Source organism: Ensifer sp. Root127, assembly GCF_001425225.1.
In the GTDB taxonomy this organism is placed as follows: domain Bacteria; phylum Pseudomonadota; class Alphaproteobacteria; order Rhizobiales; family Rhizobiaceae; genus Ensifer; species Ensifer canadensis.
The window spans coordinates 1231194-1251651 of record NZ_LMDX01000001.1 but is presented as its reverse complement, the minus strand read 5'-3'; the positions used below and the strand labels follow the sequence as shown (position 1 = coordinate 1251651).

The window sequence follows — 20458 nt, the reverse complement described above, 5'->3', positions numbered from 1 at the left end:
TAAGATGCAATTGAAGTTCGGTACCAGCGGTCTGCGCGGCCTGTCCGAGGAGCTGAAAGGCGAGCCGTCTGCACGCTATGCGAAGGCCTTCGCGCGGCACCTGATCGCCTCCGAGCAGGCGAAGGCCGGGGATCCGATCCTGATCGCTCGCGACTTTCGCGATTCCAGTCCTGAAATTGCGGGGGTTTGCGCCGATGCGCTGAAGAGCGAAGGCTTTCGCGTGTTCGATTGCGGCACTGTTCCGACCCCGGCACTGGCGCTTTATGGCCTCGTCCACAAAGCTGCGGGCCTGATGATCACCGGCTCGCATATTCCCGCTGATCGCAACGGCATCAAATTCTACCGGCCCGACGGTGAGATCGACAAGAACGACGAACTGGCGATCAGTTCCATTGCCGACGCCATTGCCGGCGAGGCCGTGCCTTCGGCCGGCTCCGGTGAAGACCATGCGGCGTCGGCCGCAGATCTGTTCCTCCAGCGCAACAGGGACCTGTTGCCACCCGGTTCGCTTGGCGGCTTGCGCATCGGCGTCTATCAGCACAGCACGGTAGCCCGCGATCTGCTCGTCGAGTTGCTGACGCATCTCGGCGCCGAGACGGTCGCTCTCGGCCGATCCGAGGACTTCGTGCCTGTCGATACCGAGGCGGTTTCGCCTAAAACGCTCGCCAAGCTTACCGCCTGGGCGCCTGAACATCGCCTGGATGCGATCGTCTCGGCCGATGGCGACGGTGACCGGCCGCTGGTTGCCGATGAAAAGGGCGCGCCGCTTCGTGGCGACCTGTTGGGCCTCGTCGCCTGCGAGTTCCTCGGTGCCCAGATCGCCGTGACGCCGGTCACCTCCAATTCGGGTCTCGAACGAGCCGAAGGTCTGTCGGTCATCCGCACCCGGGTCGGTTCGCCCTATGTCATCGCCGGAATGGCGCAGGCAGTTGCGGAAGGCGGCACGAAGGTGGCCGGCTTCGAGGCCAATGGCGGCACGTTGACCGCGAGCGACTTCTCCGTCGGCAATGGTGTTCTCAAGGCTTTGCCCACCCGTGACAGCTTCCTGCCGATCCTCGCCGTGCTTGGGCGCGCCGCCGAAGCCCGGATGACCCTCTCGGCGCTGGCCGCGTCCTATCGTCTTCCGGTCGCGCTTAGCGACCGCCTCGAACACTTCCCGGTCGAAACCAGCAGCCGGCTGATGGCGTTTCTGCGCGGTGGGGCGGAGAACCTCGGCGGCTTCCTTGCCGCCATTGGCCGTCCGGCTGCCGTCAGCGACATCGATGGTCTGCGCGTTACCCTTGCCGATGGTCGAACGATTCATTTCCGCCCGTCCGGCAACGCACCGGAAATGCGCTGCTATGTCGAGGCCGAGACGACAGCAGAGGCGGAATCGCTGCTAGCTCAAGGACTTTCCACAATTCGATCCTGGGCAAAAGTGACGTCAAACTGACCTTTTTCGTGTTCTGACACGAAAACTTCAAAATGCCTGTTGACACTTCGGCTCGGGCCTTTTACATGCCGGTCCGTCGCCCAGATGGCGGAATTGGTAGACGCGCCAGCTTCAGGTGCTGGTACTCGAAAGGGTGTGGAGGTTCGAGTCCTCTTCTGGGCACCATTCCTTTAGCCAAACATTTGTTTTGGTTCGAAAAACCCCGGCTTGCCGGGGTTTTTTCGTTTCTGGCTTTTGGCCTGAACGGCGAGCGACCACCGCAAGTTTGCCTGATGAAAAATGCCCGATTTCCCGAGTTCGAAACCGCGCGGCGGAGCCACGTTCCTGCATAGGGTTTGTGTGCCTGCTAGCGCGCCGCGTGAGCCATTTCTGCAGCGTCTGGTGCATCTGCGCGGTACAGGGTCATTCAGCCAGTAAGGAAGCCGTTGTGGCGGCGCGTCTTGCGATCTGTGGTAGGCTCGCTACTATTCAATCACCCGCTGCGGCGGCGGATTTCGAGCGAGGATCATCCGCGATGGCTGACACGCGTCGCAAGCTGACGACCATCTTCTCCGCTGACGTCCAGGACTATACCCGCCTGATGCGGGCGGACGAGGAGGGTACGCTTGCTACTCTCAAGCGGTACCGGGATGCCATGACGCGCCTGATCGAGGCGCATGACGGCCGGGTCATCAACACCTGGGGGGATGGGCTGATCGCCGATTTCCCCAGTGTCGTCGAGGCGCTGCGCGCGGCGATCGACGCCCAGAACGAGCTGGCCGGTTACAACGCGAGAAGCAAGGACGATGCGCAGATGCTGTTTCGCATCGGCATCAACCTCGGAGATGTGATCACCGAGGACGACGACATCTATGGCGACGGCGTCAACGTTGCCGCTCGCCTGCAGGCGTCCGCCCCTGCCGGCGGCATCGTGATCTCCAACACCGTCTATGACCAGGTGCGCAACAAGATCGCCGTCGGCTTCGAGTTTCTGGGCCAGCTTGAGGTCAAGAACATCGACGGCGGCGTGCCGAGCTATGCCGTGCGCATCGGTGCGTCCGATGACAGCGGGGCGGCTGCGGACCGCCAAGCCGAATGGGGCCGGTCGGCCGAGCAATCCGGCCGATCCGCGACCGTACCGATCGAAGCCGCGGCTGAACCGACGGGCCTGACCGGAAAGCTTATGGGAACGTTGGCGGTCATCGGCGCCGGCCTCGCGGCGCTCAATCTGCTGACCTGGCGCGGCGTGTTCTGGGCCGCATGGCCCCTGCTGGCATTCGCGGTTCTCGCGGCCTTGCGATGGGTGCGGGCAAACAGGAAGATCGACCGGGTCATCGGCACGCTTGCTGTCGCCGGTCTGGCTCTCGTCGCAATCAACCTCCTGTCCTGGCGGGGCGTGTTCTGGGCGGTGTGGCCGTTGCTTGCGATCGCTATTGCTGCTGGCATCCGTTGGGTCATGCGCCAGAGAGATGGCGTCCGGCGTTGACGGCGCGCGCTGCAGGCGCCTCAGGATGATGTCGTCGGTGATTTCAAGGCTGCATCCTCGACGATCGGCCGCGCGCTCAGCACCTCATAGACATCGAGTGCCGTGGCGCGCCCCTTGGCTTGCGCCGATCCGAGCGGCCGGAAGGTGATCGCGTCGGATGCCTGGGCGACGACGGCGCCGCTCGCCATGATCGTCGTGCCGTAGTTCTTGTTCATGCCTTCGAGTCGCGAGGCGACGTTCACCGTGTCGCCCATGGCGGTATATTGCAGCCGTTCCTTCGCGCCGACGCTGCCGACAACGGCGGTGCCAGTGTGGATGCCGAAGCGCGTACGGAACTCCGGCAGGCCCTTCTTGCGCTGCGCTTCGTTGAACGCTTGCAACCGTTCCTCGACTGCCAGCGCGCAACGACAGGCATTCTCCGCATGGCGCTCGTCTGGCGCCGGCGCGTTCCACATGGCAAAGACGGAATCGCCGAGGAACTGGATGATCGTGCCGTCATGGGCATCGACGACCTCGCTGAAGATGTCGAAATATTCCGAAAGCATCGCCACCACTTCTTCCGGCGCGTGGCGTTCGCTCAAGGTGGTGAAATCGTAGATATCGGTGAAAAGTGCCGTGACCTCCTGACGCCAGGCCGCGCGGCCGCTGAACTGGCCGGATTCGATGCCCTTGCGCACCAGTTCCCTCGGCACGTAGAGCGCGAAGGTGAAGATCGCGTCGCGTGCCCGGTTCATCGCCCCGCCGAGCGTGGAGATCTCGCTGACATGCGACGACACGTCGATCGGCGTGGTGAAATCCAGGTCCTGCAGCCGGTTGGCGCTGGCGGTCAACTGGTTGAGCGATTTAGTGATCAGGTGTGCGAGCACCAGCGACGACAGGACGGCGAGCGCCACTACGGCGCCGGATATTGCAAGCCCCTGGATCAGTGCCTTGTTGGCGTCGGCCATGAGTTCGTCGAGCGGGGCGGCGACGACCGCCCGGTGTCCGGTCAGCAGCAGCTCCGATTCGAGCGGTGTCACCATGACCAGATAGGTCCGGTCCCCCACCTCGGCGAAACCGGCCTTTCCAGGCGGTGGCGGGTTGAGGCGGATGCTTTGCACCAGCGGATCGTTCTGCGGCGGGACGATCGGATCGTCCTTGTCCTTGGCCGACATGATGCGTTTCATCATCGTCCGGTCGGAGTGGATGATCGGTCGGCCGACCGCATCGAGGATGAAGGAGACGGATCCCTTCGTCAGCCGTTCGCGCGACAGGAAATCGGTGATGGTGTCGAGAACCACGTCGGCGCCGATGACGATCTTGGGATTGCCGCGGTGCGCCTGCGAGATCGTCATGCCGAGCGCGCCGGTCGTTGCCATCTCGTAAGGGCCGTTCGACACGGCAGCCGTGCCGTCGACGGCCGACTGGTACCAGGGCCGGGTTCGCGGATCGTAGCCCGACGGCGGTAACCGTCGCTCCGACGTCGGTTCGCCCGCCTCGTCCAGGAAGATGACGCGGTTGATCGATTTGCCGCTGGCGTCGCGCTCCATCGAGCGGACAGCCATGGAGGCGCCGCGTGGGGCATCGAGCGCCATGCGCCAGGCGATGTGCTTGAGATCGACCACCTGGAAAAACGCGCCGCTCGGGTAGCCGACATAGACGCCGTCGATATGCGGCGAGCGGCTGATGCCTTCGCGCAGCACGGCCGCCTTGTCGTTCATGCGCTCCGGCGGAGGCACGAGGAAGGAGTTGGCGACCGACGAGACGAGGCTGACAAGCGCCGAGGTGTCGCCGGACAGCACGCCGAGACGATCGACCAGGCGGCCGGCAAAGCCGCGCATGTTGGATTCGGCATCCGCAATCGCGGCGTTGCGTGAGCGGTGATAGTCAAGCCCGACAAGGATGCCGGATACGGCGATCAGCATGGCGACCATCACCAGGCTGAACAGCGAACGCAGCGAACTGTTCCAGCTGTCGCGTATCCTGGTTCCGAGAAAGCCGGACGTCTTGTTGGCCATTGCGTGTCTCTGATCTCGCGCCTGTCCTGGCGATGCTACGTGCTTTTCCCATAGAACACGTTAATCGGGGGCAATGCATTCCCGGCCGTCAGCGAAACGATGAAATCTCCGATGGCGAAGAGCTTATACCAAGCTGGGTCGATATCAGTTGACCGTCACCGGCTTGGAGCGCATCCGTGCGACCGTCTCGCGCTCAGCGCGTTTGCAGCGCATCGGCGGCAGGTCCCGGTCCATCAGGTCCATGTCTTCCAGCACCATGTCGCCCATCTTCTTGAAGGCGCTGTCGAGCGCGCCCGCGCGGTGCGCCGAGCGCAGGAAGCCGGGCAGGCGGCGCACCCTGTGGTCGAGCGGAAGTGGCTCCTGCGGGAAGACGTCGCTGGCGGCAACGATATGCCCGCTTTCGACGGCGGCCATTAGCGCATCGAAATCGACGACGCCGGCGCGGCTGAGCAGGATGAAGGCTGCCCCCGGCCGCATGCTGGCAAAGGCCCTCGCGCCGAGAAAACCCTCATTCTCGCTGGTGACCGATGCGACGACGAAGACGAAATCGCTTTCGGTCAGCACGGTTTCCAGCGATGCCGGTTCGACGCCGTTGTCACGGAGGATAGAGGCCGGCATCCAGGGATCGAAGACGCGGATCCTGGCGCGGAAGCCTGACAGCACCCGGTTGAGCGCCTTGCCCAGGTCTCCGAAGCCGATGATGCCGATGTCCGAGCCGGAGAGCAGTCGCGCCGAGCGATTGCCGTCGCCACCCCAAAGCTCCCGGCCCTCGCGAAAGGCGAGATCGGCGTCGACGATGCCGCGCGCGATGTTGAGGGCCATCGCAAGCCCCATTTCGGCGACCGGCTCGGCAAATACTTGGCCGGTCGTGACGACGTGGACACCGCGTTCGAACAGCACCTCATAAGGCATGTTGTTGATCAGGTTGCTCTCGACATTGAGAATGGCCCGCAGCTTCGGCAGGCGCGCCAAGGTATCGTGGTCGAGCGGCGGTTGGCCGATGATGTAGCGCGCTTGCGACAGCACCTCGTCGCCAAGGCCGGCGATCTCATCCGGATCGGTCTCAACGATGCGGTAGCGCTCGTGCAGTTGCTTCAAGGCGTCGGCTGTGAAGATCAGGTCGAGCGTGCGCGGCGCCGGCACGCTGATGGCGAGCGGTCTCGTGTCGTTGGGCATTGTTCCTCCTCGGTGGAGGCAGAACACCTCCACAGTTCCTTGCCCAATTTTCTAGGAAGTATTCATCGGCTTGCCAAGCCGAACCGGTGCAGGTTGGTATTAGTAGCCGAGCCCGCGCTTCTGCCGGTAGAGTGACGGTGGCAAATCGCTACCCTGGAACACCGGGCCATCGCCGCGGCGGCAGTTGTAGATCGTGTCGTAGCGCGGCCCGCCGCGCGAGCTCGATTCGAACGGATAGTCGCGATCGACAAGTGTCTGCTGGCAGACGACCTTGTCGCCGTTGTCGTTCAGGGGATCCATCGGGCGCACACCGGGCAGGTCCCTATAGTTCTGCGCCAGCGCCGGCACGACCGTGAAGCCAAGCACGAGCGATATGATCGAAAGAGCCGAGGCGGTGCGAGAGGAGGTCATCAATGCGAGCTTTCGAAGGGTGCACCCGCGGCGAGGTGCCATGACACGGTTTCGCCAGGGCCAAACTTGCGCTATAGGCGACACCACTTCCGTTTCATCTGGGGATTTTCGATGGCGAATGCAATACGGTTCCATGAAGGCGATATTTCCGCAGCCGATGCCGCCCGCTACCGGGGCGCGATTGCCGTCGACACGGAAACTCTTGGCCTTGTCCCCCGCCGCGACCGGCTCTGCGTCGTCCAGCTTTCGCCGGGCGACGGCACCGCCGACGTGATCCGTATTGCCGCCGGCCAGAAGGATGCGCCGAACCTCGTCGCCATGCTCGCCGACCCGGCCCGGCAGAAGATTTTCCACTACGGCCGTTTCGATATCGCCGTACTCTTCCACACTTTCGGCGTGACGACGACGCCGGTGTTCTGCACCAAGATCGCCTCGCGTCTGACGCGCACCTACACGGATCGCCACGGGTTGAAGGACAATCTGAAGGAAATGCTCGACGTCGATATTTCCAAGCAGCAGCAGTCCTCCGACTGGGCGGCCGAGACCCTGTCTCCGGCGCAGCTCGAATATGCCGCATCCGACGTGCTGCACCTGCATGCGCTGCGCGAAAAACTGACGGGGCGGCTCTTGCGCGATGGCCGCATGGACCATGCGGATGCCTGCTTCGCCTTCCTGCCGACCCGCTCCAAGCTCGATCTGCTCGGCTGGGACGAGACCGACATTTTCGCCCATAGCTGAACGGGTCATACCAACCTGCGCTGATATTGACCTCTCGCGCCGGAGCGATTTTGGTTTCCGGCAAAGAGACAATCGCAACCGGACCCAAGCGGCGCGGTGAGGAGTGTCGACGCTATCAGGATGCCAAAAGCGCCCGGCCCTTCGGGTGGGCCGTGTATCGGCCACCGGCAGCGTCGCAATCCTCGACCGATGCCAAAGCATCGTCCTGCGGTATGCTCCTTGCCGGATGACCGCACGGTCCCACGCAAGACGTCAATATCAGCGCAAGGTTGGTATCACGGCGTCAGCCAGAGCACGATGGCGTAACGCGCCGCCTTGCCGATCGCCACGAACACCAGGAACAGTGCAAAAGGCATGCGCAACAGCCCGGCGACGAGCGTCAGCGGATCGCCGACCACCGGCAGCCAGGATAAGAGCAGCACCGGCTGGCCATAGCTCGCAAACAGCGTCTCCGCCTTCTGCCGCGCCGCAGGCGAGATCGGGAACCAGCGCCTTCCCTCAAAGCGGATCAGGAACCGCCCAAGCGCGAAATTGACGACGGCGCCAAGGACGTTGCCAGCTGTGGCCGCGACGAAAAGGGCGACACGGCCGGTTTCGCCATGAAGTGCGGCGGCGACGATCGCCGCCTCCGACATGCCGAACAGCAGTGTCGCGGAGAGGAAGGCTGCCGAGAAAACGCCAGCGAGAATGCCGAAATCCAGGATCAGCTCCTGTCGGTGTGGCCGAGATCGCGCTCCGGCTCGATGATGTCGCGGATGCGCTGCTTCAATTCTTTCGGTCCGGGAAAACCGCCGTCACGCTTGCGCTCCCAGATCAGTTCGTCATTGACGCGGATCTCGAAATTGCCGCCGGTGCCGGGGATCAGCGCCACTTCACCCAACGATTGGCCGAAGGTCTGCAGCAGCTCCTGTGCCATCCAGCCGGCGCGCAAAAGCCAGTTGCACTGCGTGCAATAAAGGATGGTGATCCGCGGCTTCTCGTCCATCTGGTGGTTCCCGGCTGGTTTGTGCGCGGCAACATACTGCATAACCCCGTAAAACCGGAACCGGTTAAATGAGAAAATTACACAGCAGGTTTCAGGCGTTACACCGTCCCTGGTGCGTCACGCCGACCGCTTGGCGCGGTAGCGGTCGATCTGGAAACAACCGGCGGTCACGCGCCTCTCACGCAATTGTCAACTGATTTAGTCATGTTTTTATCGGTCGCTCCCTTGCAAACGAAAAGACGCCCGGCGAGACATTGCTGCATTGCACATATTGTCGCAGCCACCTCCAAGAGGACCTACCCATGACTGATGCTACCGTCTCGACCTCCCGTCCCCGTGCAATCCTCCCGGCACTGGAAAAGATCTATCTGCCGCTTGATACCTTTGCCGAAACGCTGCTGCGCGTTCTGTGCGGCGTCCTGCTCGTAACCCACGGTTACGGCAAGATCATCAATCCCTTCGGGGCTGTCGGCATGGTCGAAAGCCTCGGCTTCTACCCCGGCGTCTTCTGGTCGCCGCTGCTGGCCGCCACAGAATTCTTCGGCGGCATCCTGATCGCGATCGGCCTTCTCACCCGTCCGGCCTCGGTTGCCGCGATGATCGTGCTGCTCGTCACTGTCTACTTCCATGGCGTTGTGCAGGACCAGGGCCTCGGTGGCGCCGAAAAGTCCATTCTCTGGGCAGCGATCCTGTTCTTCTTCGCCGTTCGCGGCGCCAACAGCCAGTCCGTCGACGCCAAGCTCGGCAAGCAGTTCTGATCGACCTTCGGGCAAGAGTTGATTGAAAAGCGGGGAGGGCGGTCTGACGACCGGCCTCCTCGACGCGTTTCGGGGGTGCGCTCAGGCCCGCTCGGCCGGTGTAACGTTGCGGATGGTCATCCGGTGGACCTTGCCGGAGCGGTCGTGCCAATCGATCGACTGGCCGACGGACAGGCCGATGAGTGCTGCGCCGATCGGCGTCAGCACCGAAATACGCCCAGCCTCGATATCGGCCTCGCCGGGATAGACGAGCGTCACCTGCTTGGCAAAACCATTGTCGGCGTCGAAGGCGACGGTGGATCCCATCTGGACGCTGTCGGCCGGCAGCTTGCCAGGGGTGGTCACCCGCGCCCGTTCGAGTTCGGACAGAAGCGCCTCGGCGACCTCGGGGATGCGGTCGAGAGCGGAGGAGGCAAGCGCCGTCAGACGCTTGTGGTCCTCGGCATTGATGATGATCGCGGGAAGTTTGTTACGGGCGGTGGTCGCCATGATGATAACCTGACGTTCTTGTCGACGGGCCATGGGCGCCGTCATTGCTGATTCTTTCTGGAAAAACGCGGCGCTCGGATCGTGGCATGGGAACGGAGGTTCTCATTTGCCGACGCGAAAGGCTCCCCTGACCCGGAGAGCGCAAGCATCCGGGCTGGGGTCAGGTTCCTGCGATCGGGCACACCCGGAAGCAGCGAAGGGAAGAAATCGCGAGCATCATGATATCAGGAAAGTCGGAAAGTTTGGCACGGAAGTCAAGGCCCGGCTGCGTTGGTCAATGAGCACCATGCCGGTTCTCTCCTCTTGAACCGGGGCGCATGTCGTGATCAATCTTCCGCCCATACGGCAAAGGGAAGGTGATGATGCGGGTACTGGTGGTGGAAAACATGGCGAAGACGGAGCTCGGCCAGGTCGGCACGGCGCTTCGCGAGGTCAAGGCCGAAATCGAGGTTCGCCGTGCCTATGCCGGCGACCCGGTGCCGACTGAACCCGATGGCTTCGATGCGCTGGTCGTGCTCGGCGGCGAGCAGAGTGCGCTCGACGACGAGGCTTTCCCCTATCTCCCGCAACTGGCAGCTCTGATGCGCCGTTTCGGCGACAGCGAGCGTTCCGTGCTCGGCATCTGCCTCGGCAGCCAGCTTTTGGCGCGTGCCTATGGTGCGAAGAACCTGTTGGGCGAAGCCAAAGAATTCGGCTGGCACGATGTGCGGGTGCGTGCCGAGGGGCAGAGCGATCCGGTGCTGGCAAGCGTCGGCGAAAGCTTTCCGATCTTCCAATGGCATGGCGATACCTTCACGCTGCCGGAAGGGGCGGTGCACCTTGCCGAAAACGATGTCACCCGGCATCAGGCGTTTCGCATCGGCCGTGCCGCCTATGGCACGCAATTCCACTTCGAGGCCGACACCGATCTCGTCGAGGATTGGAACCGCTCGTTCCCGCAGACGATCAATCGGCTCGACCCCAACTGGTTGGCAGAGTACCCTGCCCATGCCCGGCATCATGGCGAAAAGGCCAATGCCGCCGGTCTCGCTTTGGCGCGCGCCTGGGTCGCCACCATCAGGCGTGGCGATGCTATTGCCGCAGCGTCGGGCGACGAGGTGCTGGAGGAGGCCTGCTGATGGATAAAACCATTGCTGGCGGCTGCTTCTGCGGACGCATCCGCTATCGGCTGAAACGGCGGCCGATGTTCGTCAACTGCTGCCATTGCACCGATTGCCAGCGACAGGTCGGAAGCGCCTTCGTTGTCAATGGCGTTATCGAGCGTGAGAACATCGAGCTGACGGCAGGCGAACCCATCGTCGTGACGCTGCCGACCGAGAGTGGCCGGCCGCACGATGTCTATCGCTGCGGTGAATGCCAGACGGCGCTCTGGAGCGATTACGGCCGTCGCGGCTGGCTCGCCTTCCTGCGCATTGCAAGCCTCGATCGGCCTTCGGATTTCCCGCCGGATGCCCATATCTTCACGCGCTCGAAGGTCTCCTGGCTATCGCTTCAAGGCGGCGCCCCGGTCTTCGACATCTATTACGACATGGCGGCACTGTGGCCGGCGGAAAGCCTGGCGCGGCGTCAAGCGGCCGAGGCAAGGGCAAAACCGTGAGCGCCAGCGAGCGCGGCAAGATGGCGGCGGGCGATTGGTACTGCTGCCTCGACCCGGAACTCGAGCGGCTGCGTCAGCGCGCGCGTGACGCGGTGCACCAGCACAACACCATGGCACCCGATGCGCGTGGGTCGATGGCGCCGGCGCTTCGGGCGCTGTTCGCGAGCGTTGCCGATGATGTTCTCATCGAAGCGCCGTTTCATTGCTCCTATGGCATCAACATTTCGCTTGGCCCCCGCGTCTATCTCAATGCCGGCTGCACCATGCTGGACAGCGGCCGCATTTTGATCGGCGAAGGTTCGATGCTAGGCCCGGGCGTGCAGATCTATTGCGCCGAGCATCACAAGGACGTGCCGCTCAGGAGCCGTGGCATCGAGATCGCAAGGACGGTCGAGATCGGCAAGGACGTGTGGATCGGCGGCGGCGCCATCATTCTCGGTGGCGTGACGATCGGCGATGGCGCCATCGTCGGGGCCGGCTCCGTCGTCACGAGAGACGTGGCGGCGGGCGCGACGGTTGTCGGCAACCCGGCGCGGCCTCTGCCGCAATCCGGCAAGTTGTAGTTCAAAAGAGAGGTTTTTGATGGTCGACCAGATGACAACAATCAAGGTGCGTCCGACAACGCCTGCCGACGTGCCGGCGCTCTGCGCCTTCCTCAACGAGATCATCCGGATCGGCGGCACGACTGCCAATGAGACGCCGTTCACACTCGAAAGTTTTACCGCGCACTACCTCGCCGGCCCGGGCTTCGTCAGCTGCTTCGTTGCCGAAGATGTCGACGGCCGCCCTTGCGCGTTCCAGGCACTGGAACGCTACGACGGATTGCCGGAAGGCTGGGCCGATATCGGCACGTTCTCCCGCCCTGATGCCAAGGTGCGCGGCGCCGGCTCGGCGCTCTTTGCGGCCACGAGGGACAATGCCCGTGCGCTGGGCCTCACCGCGATCAACGCCACCATCCGCGCCGACAACACGGGCGGCCTTGCTTATTACGGCAAGATGGGTTTCGTCGATTACAAGGTGGACAAGGCGGTGCCGCTCAAGAGCGGCCTTCCGGTGGATCGCATCTCGAAGCGGTATCTGCTCACTGAGAGCTGAAGACGGCTGGTGGTCGGTGGTGGCCTCGGGTCAAGCCCGAGGATGACGGCGGTCGGGTGTGAGGCTGAACAGAAATCAGCTCTGCTTTGCAGCCTCCCCGTGGGCGACTGCCCCGAGATCCGTTGCTGGCCAGGACCACCTCCCACTGTCATCCTCGGGCTTGACCCGAGGATCCATGGACGAGCTCTGCCCCGCTGCCGGGCCATGCTGACATCGTCACGAACTGCAAAGAGGCGATCGTTATTTCGAGATTTTGCAGGTGGATCCTCGGCTCAAGTCCGAGGACGGAGACGCCGTCAGCGAACGTCTGCAAGCAAGGGCGTGGCGTCAGGCTCTCCCCTTCGCCACGCACGTCATTGGTGTCTGACGCTTATTCGTCGCCCATCTTGAGCGCGGCGATGAAGGCTTCCTGCGGGATCTCCACCTTGCCGAACTGGCGCATGCGCTTCTTGCCGGCCTTCTGTTTTTCCAGAAGCTTGCGCTTGCGGGTGGCGTCGCCGCCGTAGCACTTCGCCGTCACGTCCTTGCGGAGCGCCGAGATGGTCTCGCGGGCAATGACGTTGCCGCCGATCGCCGCCTGGATCGGGATCTTGAACATGTGCTTCGGGATCAGCTCCTTGAGCTTCTCGCACATTTCGCGACCGCGCTTTTCGGCCGCCATCCGGTGCACCATCATCGACAGCGCGTCGACCGGCTCGCCGTTGACGAGGATCGACATCTTCACAAGGTTGCCTTCCTTGTGGTCGGTGATCTGGTAGTCGAACGAGGCATAGCCCTTGGAGATCGACTTCAGGCGGTCGTAGAAGTCGAACACGACTTCGTTGAGCGGCAGGTCGTAGGTCAGCATCGCGCGGGTGCCGACATAGGTCAGCTCGATCTGAATGCCGCGCCGGTCCTGGCAGAGCTTCAGAATGCCGCCGAGATAGTCGTCGGGCGTCAGGATCGTCGCGCGGATCCACGGCTCGTGGATCTCGGCGATCTTGACGACGTCGGGCATGTCGGCCGGGTTGTGCAGCTCGCGCTCCGAACCGTCGGTCATGAACAGCTTGTAGACGACCGAAGGCGCCGTCGCGATCAGGTCGAGGTCGAACTCGCGCTCCAGGCGCTCCTGGATGATTTCAAGGTGCAGGAGCCCGAGGAAGCCGCAGCGGAAACCGAAGCCGAGCGCGGCCGACGATTCCATTTCGAACGAGAACGACGCGTCGTTGAGGCGCAGCTTGCCCATCGCCGAACGCAGGTCCTCGAAATCGGCGGCATCGACCGGGAACAGGCCGCAGAACACCACCGGCTGCGCCGGCTTGAAGCCCGGCAGGGCCTTGGCGGTCGGGCGCTTGTCCTCGGTGATGGTGTCGCCGACGCGGGTATCGGCCACTTCCTTGATCGAAGCGGTGATGAAACCGATCTCGCCCGGGCCGAGCGCGTCCATGGCCACCATCTTCGGCGTCAGCACGCCGACGCGTTCGATCGTGTACTTGGCGTCGGTGCCCATCATGCGGATGGTCATGCCCTTCTTCAGGGTGCCGTCGATGATACGCACGAGAACCATGACGCCGAGATAGGCGTCGTACCAGCTGTCGACCAGCAGCGCCTTCAGCGGTGCGGTATCGCCGCCCTCGCTCTTCGGCGCCGGCAGCTTGGTGACGATCGCTTCGAGAACATCGGGAATGCCGAGGCCCGTCTTGGCCGAGATCAGAACGGCTTCGGAGGCGTCGATGCCGATCACTTCCTCGATCTGTTCCTTGATCCGCTCCGGCTCGGCGGCGGGAAGGTCGATCTTGTTGAGCACGGTGACGAGCTCGTGATTGTTGTCGATCGCCTGGTAGACGTTGGCGAGCGTCTGGGCTTCCACCCCTTGGCTCGCATCGACGACCAGCAGCGAACCTTCGCAGGCCGACAGCGAACGCGAGACTTCATAGGCGAAGTCGACGTGGCCGGGCGTGTCGATGAGGTTCAGCACGTAGGTTTCGCCGTCATTGGCCTTGTAGTGCAGACGCACGGTCTGGGCCTTGATGGTGATGCCGCGCTCGCGCTCGATATCCATGCTGTCGAGCACCTGCTCGGACATTTCCCGCTCGGCAAGGCCGCCCGTCGACTGGATCAGTCGGTCGGCCAGCGTCGATTTGCCGTGGTCGATATGGGCCACGATCGAGAAGTTACGGATATGCGACAGGGGCGTCTTGGAAGATGTTGTGCTCATGGGCCGCATATAGCAGTGCCTTCAAGCCGCGCAAAGCGGGAAATGAAGGCTTCGTTCACTATAAATGAGGGGCTGCGGCGGCTATTCGGTTCTGGCATCCGCGTCGATCAGCGCGCCGGCATTCGGCACCTGCGCGCTCTTCAGTTCGAAGGTCTCGCGCTCGCCGGCGGGTACCTCGTCGCGTTTCCTGAGGCGTATCAGCACGAACAGCGCATAGAGCGCCGCAACGACCATCGCCGCATAGATGAAAGTACGCGGCCCGAACACCGGCGTCAGCAGCGTGACGAGCATCGGCACCAGGGTTGCCGCCGCCGACCAGGCGACCAGCATGGTGCTGGCGAGCGGCACGAAATCCGCCGGATCAGTGCGGTCGTTGGCATGTGCGTTGGCGATGGAATAGACGGTCTCGACCGCACCGGCGAACAGCGCGAAGACCACCATCAGCATGAGAAGATTGCTGAAGGTCGCCGAGAGCGCGAAGAAGCCGGCGGTAACGATCAGCAGGCAGGTGGCGATCAGCACCAGCCGGCGGTCGATCCGGTCTGATAGCGTGCCCATCGGATACTGGATGGCGATCAGCCCGAGCTGCATCACGAACATCAGGTTGGCAACGTCGCCCTGGCTCACCTGATTGGCGGCCGCATAGATCGGCGTGAAGCCCTGTACCACCATCGAAAGACCGCCAGCGGCAAGCACGCCGATGAAGGCGACAGGTGAGCTGCGCCAGACCATCGGGATATCGATGCTGACCTTGGCCGGCGCCGGCGGTGTGGGCAGGCGCGTCAGGCCGATCGGCAGGATGGCAAGTGCCGTGAAGAAGATGGTGATGAGCGGCGGCAGGTTACCGTCGACGGGGATCTGTCCGAACAGCCAGGCGCCGGTGCCAAGCCCGATCACGTAGGCCATGTAGAACATCGCCATCGCCCTGCCGCGCCAGTGGTTGTCGCTCGCATGATTGAGCCAGCTCTGACTGATGATGAAATTGGTGTTTCCGGCAGCACCGTAAAGGCCGCGGGCGAGCACCCAGAGGATCGGGTGCATGCCGAGACTGATCGTCAGCGCCGAAAGGATGACCAGCGCCATCGAGCAGGAAAACGCCCGGGCATGGCCGACGCGGCGGATCATCGGTCCGGCGATCACGCAGCCGACAAGCCCGCCGAAGGCAATCATGGTGACGGCGGCGCCCGGCACCCAGTCCGGCGCATCGGACCGGGTCAGCACGAAAGGCACATAGGCGAGCATCATGCCGTTGCCGATCGCCACAGCCGTCATCGACATGACGATGCTGGCAATCGACGTCAGCGAGGAGGGTTGCTTGTCCATGTCGTGCCGGTCCGTTTCATCAGCCGTGACGGCCTGTTTCGTGAGGTCGTGCTAAATTATTGAGCGGGAACGTTTTTTCGCTCAGGATGCCCGTTGCGGACCTTAGCCGAAAGCGCGTTGTCGCAATGTCGCCAAAGCGGCATTGTCAGCCTTTATTTTCAGTTCCCGAGGTCTTGACTCTATTATATGAGAAATGTAATCTCAAATAATGGAAATCACCGGCGACCCACTCGAACAAGCCATCGGCGAACGCGTCCGTTCGCTGAGGGCCGAGCAGAACCTGACACTTGACGATCTGGCGACGCGGTCCGGCGTCAGCCGGGCCATGATCTCGCGCATCGAGCGCGGCGAGGTGAGCCCGACGGCGCAACTGCTCGCCAAGCTTTGCAGCGCCCTCTCGACTACGCTGTCGGCGCTCTTTGCCTTTGACGGCCAGCAGGCTTCGCCGGTTGCACGGCGCGCCGATCAAAGACTTTGGCGGGATCCGGAATCCGGCTATCTGCGCCGCTCGGTCTCGCCTGATGGTGTCGGCTCGCCGGTCGATATCGTCGAGGTCGAGTTCCCGCCGGGCGCGCGCGTCGTCTTCGAACGCCAACCGGCCGATCGGGGCATTACGCAGCACCTCTGGCTTTTCTCCGGCCGGCTCGAACTGACCATGGAATCCGGGTCGCATGTGCTTGAAGCCGGCGACTGCCTGTTCATGGGGCTCGAGCAGGGCCACGTCTTTCACAATCCCCATGATGAGCCGGCTCACTATGCCGTCGTCCTTTGCCGAACCAGGGTTTGACCATGCCTGACATCACGATCCGCCTGCTCAACGAAGCCGAAACCCGTTCCGCCATGCCGGCGCTTGCCGAGGTGCTCTCCGATTGCGTCGAGGGCGGCGCATCCGTCGGTTTCATGCAGCCCTATCCGCCGGAGGCGGCGTTGCCCTACTGGGATGGCGTCGCCAATGCGGTTGCCGCCGATGAAACGCTGCTGATAGTTGCCGAAGACGAGGGGCGGATCGTCGGCACGGTCCAGGTCGGCGTGGCGCAGATGCCCAACCAGCCGCATCGCGGCGATCTGAAGAAGCTGCTCGTCCATCGCGCCGCCCGCGGCAAGGGCGTCGCCCGGCTGCTGATGCAGGCCGTCGAACGGGAGGCGGCGGCACGCGGCAAGGTGCTGCTTGTGCTCGACACGGCAACCGGCAGCGAGGCGGAGGCGATCTATCCACGCCTTGGATGGGAACGCGTCGGCGTCATTCCCGATTACGCCATGTGGCCGGAGGGCGGCCTGTGCGCCACGACGCTTTTCTACAAGCGCATCGCGGCGTAGGGGGATCGCCGCTCCCTCGGATGCCCCTCCTTCAGTGTCGCTGCCCCTCACCCCAGCCCTCTCCCCGCTTGCGGGGAGAGGGGGGACTGGAGTTTGCCGCGCGTCTCCTTCGCCTCGCTTGCGGGGAGAAGGTGGCCGGCAGGCCGGATGAGGGGCGCCCGCTGAGGTAGCCAACGGCCCGAACCCTGCGCTAGCTTGCCGACGCTTCGCTCGCTTCACGAACTCAACCGGGACATTGCCATGCGCGTTTTCTATTCCGAAGATCACAAGCTCCGTGAGGCCAGGACAGAACTCTTCGGTGGCGAACTGGTGGCGCCGTTCGAGGCGCCGTTTCGTGCCGAATGGATTTTGGCGGCGGTGAAGGAGGCTGGCTTTGCCGATGTGGTTGCGCCCACGCATCACGGCCTGGAAACGGCCCTCAAGCTCCACGCGGCCGACTATCTCGACTTTCTCGAAACCGCCTGGGCGCGCTGGGTCGCTGACGGTTATCGCGGCGAAGCGATCCCGACGTGCTTCCCGGCGCGCCGGATGCGCCAGCACCCGCCCAAGGATATCGACGGCGCGCTCGGCTATTACGCCTTTGCCGCGGAAACATCGATCACTGAAGGCACCTACGTCGCCGCGCGCGCGGCGATGAATTGCGCGCTTTCGGCTGCCGAGCATGTGGACGCCGGCAACACGGCCGCCTTTGCGCTTTGCCGCCCGCCCGGCCATCACGCGGCGATCGATCTCTATGGCGGCTACTCCTTCATCAACAACGCCGCCTGCGCCGCCCAGCGGCTACGCGATCTCGGTGCTGCCAGGGTCGCAGTGCTCGATGTCGACTTCCATCATGGCAACGGCACGCAGGACATCTTCTATGGACGCGGCGACGTCTACTTCGCCTCGCTGCATGGCGATCCCGTCGACGCTTTCCCGTACTTTCTCGGCTTTGCCGATGAAGAGGGGGCTGGCGAAGGCCTCGGCACCACGAAGAACTATCCCCTGCCGCGCGGCACGGCCTATTCGGCCTGGTCGGCCGCGATGGACGATGCACTTCATCGCATCGAGACCTTCGGCGCCGAGGCGCTGGTGGTTTCGCTCGGCGTCGACACGTTCGAGCGCGATCCGATTTCGTCGTTCAAGCTGAAGTCGGAGGATTATCTGCGCATGGGCGAGAGGTTGAAGGGGACGGGCCTGCCGGTCGTCGTCTGCATGGAGGGCGGCTACGGTGTGCCCGAAATCGGCCTCAACGTCGCCAATGTGCTCAAGGGCATTGCTACCTGAGCCTACTCCGGCCGTCAGGCAGCCGCAGATTTCTCACGAACCCCTGTTGACCTCAACTTTACTTGAGGTCGTACGAGTGTTCCTGCCCGTCGCCGAATGGCCGCCGACGGGATTTGAAGGGATACTCAAGGAGAGTTCAATGAGCAGCAATACAAAGGCGGGTATCGTCGCACCGCTCTATCGTATCAACAAGTTTGCGGTGCCGACCGCCGCACGGACGCAGTTTCTGGAACTGGTGGAAAAGACCCTCGAAGTGATCCGCAGCCAGGACGGCTACGTCAAGGACCTGTTCCTCGAGCAGCATGCGGGCCCGGGAAAGTTCAACTTCTGCACCATGATCGAATTCGAAAGCGAAGAGGTCGCGCCGAAGGTTGCAGCAGCGATCGGCGCGTTCGATAGAAGCCTCAACATCGATCGTGCGGCGCTGATGGAAAAGCTCGGGGTTGAGACCGATTCCGCCAGCTACAAGAGCTTCCAGGCGACATCGGCATGAGATCGCGCCGTTCCGGCTACTGCTTAATTGCTTAAATCGAATCCGATTTAAGGATAAAATTATGCAGCAAGTTTAAAGCGATACAGCGTCCTTTGCGCGTCATATTTGACGCACGGCGCTGTAGCCGGCCGGACTCGCGACCGGCGCGTCGATGACGACGCGTCAGGTTCACGATGGCGATACGTTTTAAGAAACGAAGAAGTTGGATAGGCCCTGGCCGGCCGCAACTGCCATATAGGCGAGGACGGTGAAGTAGACCGTGGTTGCGATCAGGAAGAGATAGCCGCCAGCGACCATCAGTCCGTCGCGCTGGATGATGCCGAGCGACAGGAGCAGGATGGCGATGCCCGGCAGCGTGTTCGATAGCGGAATGAGGCCGAGCGGAAACATCAGCAGCACGCCTCCGGCCATGATCATCAGGCCGTTGAAGCGGTTCATCAGTGCGCCTTGCGTCAGGAAGCCGAAGCGCGGCCTGACGAAGCGATCGAGCTTGGAGACAAGCGCTGCCCCCTTCTGCAGCGTCGGCACCAGTTTTTCGGTTTCGATCTGCCGGTCGAGGATGCGCTGCGGCATCCAGGGCAGGCGGTTGAGGGTAATCGAAATCGAGATCAGGATGATGGCGGCGCCGAAAACGGTACTGACGCCGGGAATGGAGACCGGCAGCAGAAACGGCAGCGTCAGCAGCGCGCACAGCAAGAGAAAGCCCTGTTCGCCGATGCCCGTCATCAGGTCGCGAAGCGTGATGGTGTTGCCGCGAATCGACCCGATCATCCCGTTGAGCGTGTCGCTGAGACTGCGTTGCGTATCGCCAAACTCGATTGCCATCAGATAGTCCGCCTCGATTTTCCTCGAACGCGCTTGTTATCAAGAGCGTGTGAAGGATCGGTTAGTATCCGGCCCTGTCATGACGATGACTGTGGCCGTGGCGCCATTTGTCGCCAAACAATGGCATCAGTGGGACGTCTCTTCATCTTCCTGCCGCAATCGCTAGTATGAAGCACCTTTGAGCACGAATGGGGACCATTGATTCTATGATCAAGAAATGCGCCATACTGGCTGTAGCGGCCATCTATCTCTCGGGATGCACGACCACCGATCCCTATACGGGTGAGCAGAAGATGTCGAACACCGCCGGCGGCGCGCTGATCGGCGCGGGTCTCGGTGCAGCGACCGGCCTTCTTGTCGGCGGCAGTGCTGCGGGACGGCGTGATGCCGCTCTCGTCGGTGCCGGTATCGGCGCGCTCGGCGGTGGCTTGGTCGGCAACTACATGGACAGCCAGGAAGCGGAACTGCGCGCCCAGCTGCAGGGTACCGGTGTTTCCGTTACCCGCGCAGGCGACCGCATCATCCTGAACATGCCGTCGAACATCACCTTCGCCACCGACCGCGACCAGGTAATCCCAGCCTTCTACGACACGCTGAACTCCGTGGCGATCGTGCTGCGCAAGTTCAACAAGACGCTGATCGACGTCGACGGCCACACCGATTCGACCGGCAGCGCCTCCTACAACCAGGGCCTTTCCGAGCGTCGCGCAGCCTCAGTTGCCAATTATCTGGCAAGCCAGGGCGTCGACCAGCGCCGCATGGCCACCATGGGCTTCGGCCAGGAACGGCCGATCGCCTCCAACGGCAGCGAGGCCGGCCGGGCGCAGAACCGCCGCGTCGAAATCTCGATCGCGCCGATCAAGCAGGGCTGATAGGTCTCTGCGATACCTTGAT

22 protein-coding genes and 1 tRNA gene are annotated in these 20458 nt (G+C 63.0%); 14 read left to right on the top strand and 9 right to left on the bottom strand.

What is annotated here, in order from left to right:
• Positions 1–4: 4 nt before the first annotated feature.
• The 3 genes from ASD03_RS05965 (at position 5) to ASD03_RS05955 (ending at position 2897) form a co-directional block, all read left to right on the top strand.
• Entirely contained in the window at positions 5–1432 is a 1428-nt protein-coding gene (locus ASD03_RS05965; RefSeq protein WP_025425516.1) for a phosphomannomutase, read from the top strand.
• A 78-nt stretch (positions 1433–1510) separates the two neighbouring features.
• A tRNA-Leu gene (locus ASD03_RS05960) sits at positions 1511–1597 on the top strand.
• A 349-nt stretch (positions 1598–1946) separates the two neighbouring features.
• The gene (locus tag ASD03_RS05955) at positions 1947–2897 is read left to right on the top strand and encodes an adenylate/guanylate cyclase domain-containing protein (protein WP_025425517.1); all 951 of its coding nucleotides are present in this window, start codon (positions 1947–1949) and stop codon (positions 2895–2897) included.
• 20 nt (positions 2898–2917) lie between these two features.
• Here ASD03_RS05955 and ASD03_RS05950 read toward each other — a convergent pair whose 3' ends face one another.
• The 3 genes from ASD03_RS05950 to ASD03_RS05940 all read right to left on the bottom strand — a co-directional run bounded on the left by ASD03_RS05950 (position 2918) and on the right by ASD03_RS05940 (position 6481).
• Positions 2918–4894 (bottom strand): adenylate/guanylate cyclase domain-containing protein, encoded by a 1977-nt coding sequence (locus ASD03_RS05950; RefSeq protein WP_025425518.1) that lies wholly within the window; start codon positions 4892–4894, stop codon positions 2918–2920.
• A gap of 144 nt (positions 4895–5038) precedes the next feature.
• Complete coding sequence (locus ASD03_RS05945; RefSeq protein WP_025425519.1) at positions 5039–6070, bottom strand: hydroxyacid dehydrogenase; 1032 nt, start codon at positions 6068–6070, stop codon at positions 5039–5041.
• A 99-nt stretch (positions 6071–6169) separates the two neighbouring features.
• On the bottom strand, positions 6170–6481 hold the full coding sequence (locus ASD03_RS05940; protein ID WP_025425520.1) for a hypothetical protein: 312 nt from the start codon (positions 6479–6481) through the stop codon (positions 6170–6172).
• Positions 6482–6592: 111 nt separating this feature from the next.
• Here ASD03_RS05940 and ASD03_RS05935 point away from each other — a divergent pair, with 111 nt between their 5' ends.
• Complete coding sequence (locus tag ASD03_RS05935; protein ID WP_025425521.1) at positions 6593–7219, top strand: ribonuclease D; 627 nt, start codon at positions 6593–6595, stop codon at positions 7217–7219.
• A 275-nt stretch (positions 7220–7494) separates the two neighbouring features.
• Here ASD03_RS05935 and ASD03_RS05930 read toward each other — a convergent pair whose 3' ends face one another.
• Positions 7495–7839: a VTT domain-containing protein gene (locus tag ASD03_RS05930; RefSeq protein WP_057212560.1), complete on the bottom strand. Its 345-nt coding sequence runs from the start codon at positions 7837–7839 to the stop codon at positions 7495–7497.
• Positions 7840–7922: 83 nt separating this feature from the next.
• On the bottom strand, positions 7923–8204 hold the full coding sequence (locus ASD03_RS05925) for a SelT/SelW/SelH family protein (protein ID WP_025425523.1): 282 nt from the start codon (positions 8202–8204) through the stop codon (positions 7923–7925).
• A gap of 302 nt (positions 8205–8506) precedes the next feature.
• Here ASD03_RS05925 and ASD03_RS05920 point away from each other — a divergent pair, with 302 nt between their 5' ends.
• On the top strand, positions 8507–8962 hold the full coding sequence (locus tag ASD03_RS05920) for a DoxX family protein (RefSeq protein WP_025425524.1): 456 nt from the start codon (positions 8507–8509) through the stop codon (positions 8960–8962).
• 81 nt (positions 8963–9043) lie between these two features.
• Here the strand turns inward: ASD03_RS05920 and rnk are convergent, their stop codons facing one another.
• Complete coding sequence (gene rnk / locus ASD03_RS05915; protein WP_038576621.1) at positions 9044–9451, bottom strand: nucleoside diphosphate kinase regulator; 408 nt, start codon at positions 9449–9451, stop codon at positions 9044–9046.
• A 362-nt stretch (positions 9452–9813) separates the two neighbouring features.
• On the opposite strand from rnk, the gene ASD03_RS05910 reads away from it, so the two are divergent.
• The 4 genes from ASD03_RS05910 to ASD03_RS05895 are packed head-to-tail and all read left to right on the top strand — an operon-like array spanning position 9814 to position 12143.
• Positions 9814–10569, top strand: a complete 756-nt coding sequence (locus ASD03_RS05910) for a type 1 glutamine amidotransferase (RefSeq protein WP_025425526.1) — start codon at positions 9814–9816, stop codon at positions 10567–10569.
• Complete coding sequence (locus ASD03_RS05905) at positions 10569–11048, top strand: GFA family protein (protein ID WP_025425527.1); 480 nt, start codon at positions 10569–10571, stop codon at positions 11046–11048. Before ASD03_RS05910 ends, ASD03_RS05905 begins: the two co-directional genes overlap by 1 nt.
• Positions 11045–11611, top strand: coding sequence for a sugar O-acetyltransferase (locus ASD03_RS05900; RefSeq protein ID WP_025425528.1), 567 nt, complete (start codon positions 11045–11047; stop codon positions 11609–11611). Before ASD03_RS05905 ends, ASD03_RS05900 begins: the two co-directional genes overlap by 4 nt.
• A gap of 31 nt (positions 11612–11642) precedes the next feature.
• Positions 11643–12143, top strand: a complete 501-nt coding sequence (locus ASD03_RS05895) for a GNAT family N-acetyltransferase (protein WP_025425529.1) — start codon at positions 11643–11645, stop codon at positions 12141–12143.
• Positions 12144–12513: 370 nt separating this feature from the next.
• On the opposite strand, the gene lepA is transcribed toward ASD03_RS05895, so the two are convergent.
• Positions 12514–14349 carry a translation elongation factor 4 gene (gene lepA / locus ASD03_RS05890; protein WP_025425530.1) on the bottom strand — a complete coding sequence of 612 codons (1836 nt, stop codon included), beginning with the start codon at positions 14347–14349 and terminating at the stop codon, positions 12514–12516.
• Between the two features lie 72 nt (positions 14350–14421).
• Complete coding sequence (locus ASD03_RS05885) at positions 14422–15663, bottom strand: MFS transporter (protein ID WP_025425531.1); 1242 nt, start codon at positions 15661–15663, stop codon at positions 14422–14424.
• A gap of 208 nt (positions 15664–15871) precedes the next feature.
• Here ASD03_RS05885 and ASD03_RS05880 point away from each other — a divergent pair, with 208 nt between their 5' ends.
• The 4 genes from ASD03_RS05880 (at position 15872) to ASD03_RS05865 (ending at position 18739) form a co-directional block, all read left to right on the top strand.
• Entirely contained in the window at positions 15872–16450 is a 579-nt protein-coding gene (locus tag ASD03_RS05880) for an XRE family transcriptional regulator (RefSeq protein ID WP_025425532.1), read from the top strand.
• A gap of 2 nt (positions 16451–16452) precedes the next feature.
• Positions 16453–16980 carry a GNAT family N-acetyltransferase gene (locus ASD03_RS05875; protein WP_025425533.1) on the top strand — a complete coding sequence of 176 codons (528 nt, stop codon included), beginning with the start codon at positions 16453–16455 and terminating at the stop codon, positions 16978–16980.
• A 240-nt stretch (positions 16981–17220) separates the two neighbouring features.
• The gene (locus ASD03_RS05870) at positions 17221–18246 is read left to right on the top strand and encodes a histone deacetylase family protein (protein WP_057212558.1); all 1026 of its coding nucleotides are present in this window, start codon (positions 17221–17223) and stop codon (positions 18244–18246) included.
• Positions 18247–18385: 139 nt separating this feature from the next.
• Positions 18386–18739, top strand: a complete 354-nt coding sequence (locus ASD03_RS05865; RefSeq protein ID WP_025425535.1) for a hypothetical protein — start codon at positions 18386–18388, stop codon at positions 18737–18739.
• A 186-nt stretch (positions 18740–18925) separates the two neighbouring features.
• Here the strand turns inward: ASD03_RS05865 and ASD03_RS05860 are convergent, their stop codons facing one another.
• On the bottom strand, positions 18926–19564 hold the full coding sequence (locus tag ASD03_RS05860) for an exopolysaccharide biosynthesis protein (RefSeq protein ID WP_025425536.1): 639 nt from the start codon (positions 19562–19564) through the stop codon (positions 18926–18928).
• Positions 19565–19770: 206 nt separating this feature from the next.
• On the opposite strand from ASD03_RS05860, the gene ASD03_RS05855 reads away from it, so the two are divergent.
• A complete protein-coding gene (locus ASD03_RS05855) occupies positions 19771–20436 on the top strand; it encodes an OmpA family protein (protein WP_025425537.1) in 666 nt (221 codons plus the stop codon).
• Positions 20437–20458 lie beyond the last annotated feature (22 nt).

What these genes read in the sequence shown, in the direction of transcription:
- ASD03_RS05965 (WP_025425516.1), top strand. Translation starts at nt 5, where the DNA reads ATGCAATTGAAGTTCGGTACCAGCGGTCTGCGCGGCCTGTCCGAGGAG.
- ASD03_RS05955 (WP_025425517.1), top strand. Translation starts at nt 1,947, where the DNA reads ATGGCTGACACGCGTCGCAAGCTGACGACCATCTTCTCCGCTGACGTC.
- ASD03_RS05950 (WP_025425518.1), bottom strand. Translation starts at nt 4,894, where the DNA reads ATGGCCAACAAGACGTCCGGCTTTCTCGGAACCAGGATACGCGACAGC.
- ASD03_RS05945 (WP_025425519.1), bottom strand. Translation starts at nt 6,070, where the DNA reads ATGCCCAACGACACGAGACCGCTCGCCATCAGCGTGCCGGCGCCGCGC.
- ASD03_RS05940 (WP_025425520.1), bottom strand. Translation starts at nt 6,481, where the DNA reads ATGACCTCCTCTCGCACCGCCTCGGCTCTTTCGATCATATCGCTCGTG.
- ASD03_RS05935 (WP_025425521.1), top strand. Translation starts at nt 6,593, where the DNA reads ATGGCGAATGCAATACGGTTCCATGAAGGCGATATTTCCGCAGCCGAT.
- ASD03_RS05925 (WP_025425523.1), bottom strand. Translation starts at nt 8,204, where the DNA reads ATGGACGAGAAGCCGCGGATCACCATCCTTTATTGCACGCAGTGCAAC.
- ASD03_RS05920 (WP_025425524.1), top strand. Translation starts at nt 8,507, where the DNA reads ATGACTGATGCTACCGTCTCGACCTCCCGTCCCCGTGCAATCCTCCCG.
- rnk (WP_038576621.1), bottom strand. Translation starts at nt 9,451, where the DNA reads ATGGCGACCACCGCCCGTAACAAACTTCCCGCGATCATCATCAATGCC.
- ASD03_RS05910 (WP_025425526.1), top strand. Translation starts at nt 9,814, where the DNA reads ATGCGGGTACTGGTGGTGGAAAACATGGCGAAGACGGAGCTCGGCCAG.
- ASD03_RS05905 (WP_025425527.1), top strand. Translation starts at nt 10,569, where the DNA reads ATGGATAAAACCATTGCTGGCGGCTGCTTCTGCGGACGCATCCGCTAT.
- ASD03_RS05895 (WP_025425529.1), top strand. Translation starts at nt 11,643, where the DNA reads ATGACAACAATCAAGGTGCGTCCGACAACGCCTGCCGACGTGCCGGCG.
- lepA (WP_025425530.1), bottom strand. Translation starts at nt 14,349, where the DNA reads ATGCGGCCCATGAGCACAACATCTTCCAAGACGCCCCTGTCGCATATC.
- ASD03_RS05885 (WP_025425531.1), bottom strand. Translation starts at nt 15,663, where the DNA reads ATGGACAAGCAACCCTCCTCGCTGACGTCGATTGCCAGCATCGTCATG.
- ASD03_RS05880 (WP_025425532.1), top strand. Translation starts at nt 15,872, where the DNA reads ATGGAAATCACCGGCGACCCACTCGAACAAGCCATCGGCGAACGCGTC.
- ASD03_RS05875 (WP_025425533.1), top strand. Translation starts at nt 16,453, where the DNA reads ATGCCTGACATCACGATCCGCCTGCTCAACGAAGCCGAAACCCGTTCC.
- ASD03_RS05870 (WP_057212558.1), top strand. Translation starts at nt 17,221, where the DNA reads ATGCGCGTTTTCTATTCCGAAGATCACAAGCTCCGTGAGGCCAGGACA.
- ASD03_RS05865 (WP_025425535.1), top strand. Translation starts at nt 18,386, where the DNA reads ATGAGCAGCAATACAAAGGCGGGTATCGTCGCACCGCTCTATCGTATC.
- ASD03_RS05860 (WP_025425536.1), bottom strand. Translation starts at nt 19,564, where the DNA reads ATGGCAATCGAGTTTGGCGATACGCAACGCAGTCTCAGCGACACGCTC.
- ASD03_RS05855 (WP_025425537.1), top strand. Translation starts at nt 19,771, where the DNA reads ATGATCAAGAAATGCGCCATACTGGCTGTAGCGGCCATCTATCTCTCG.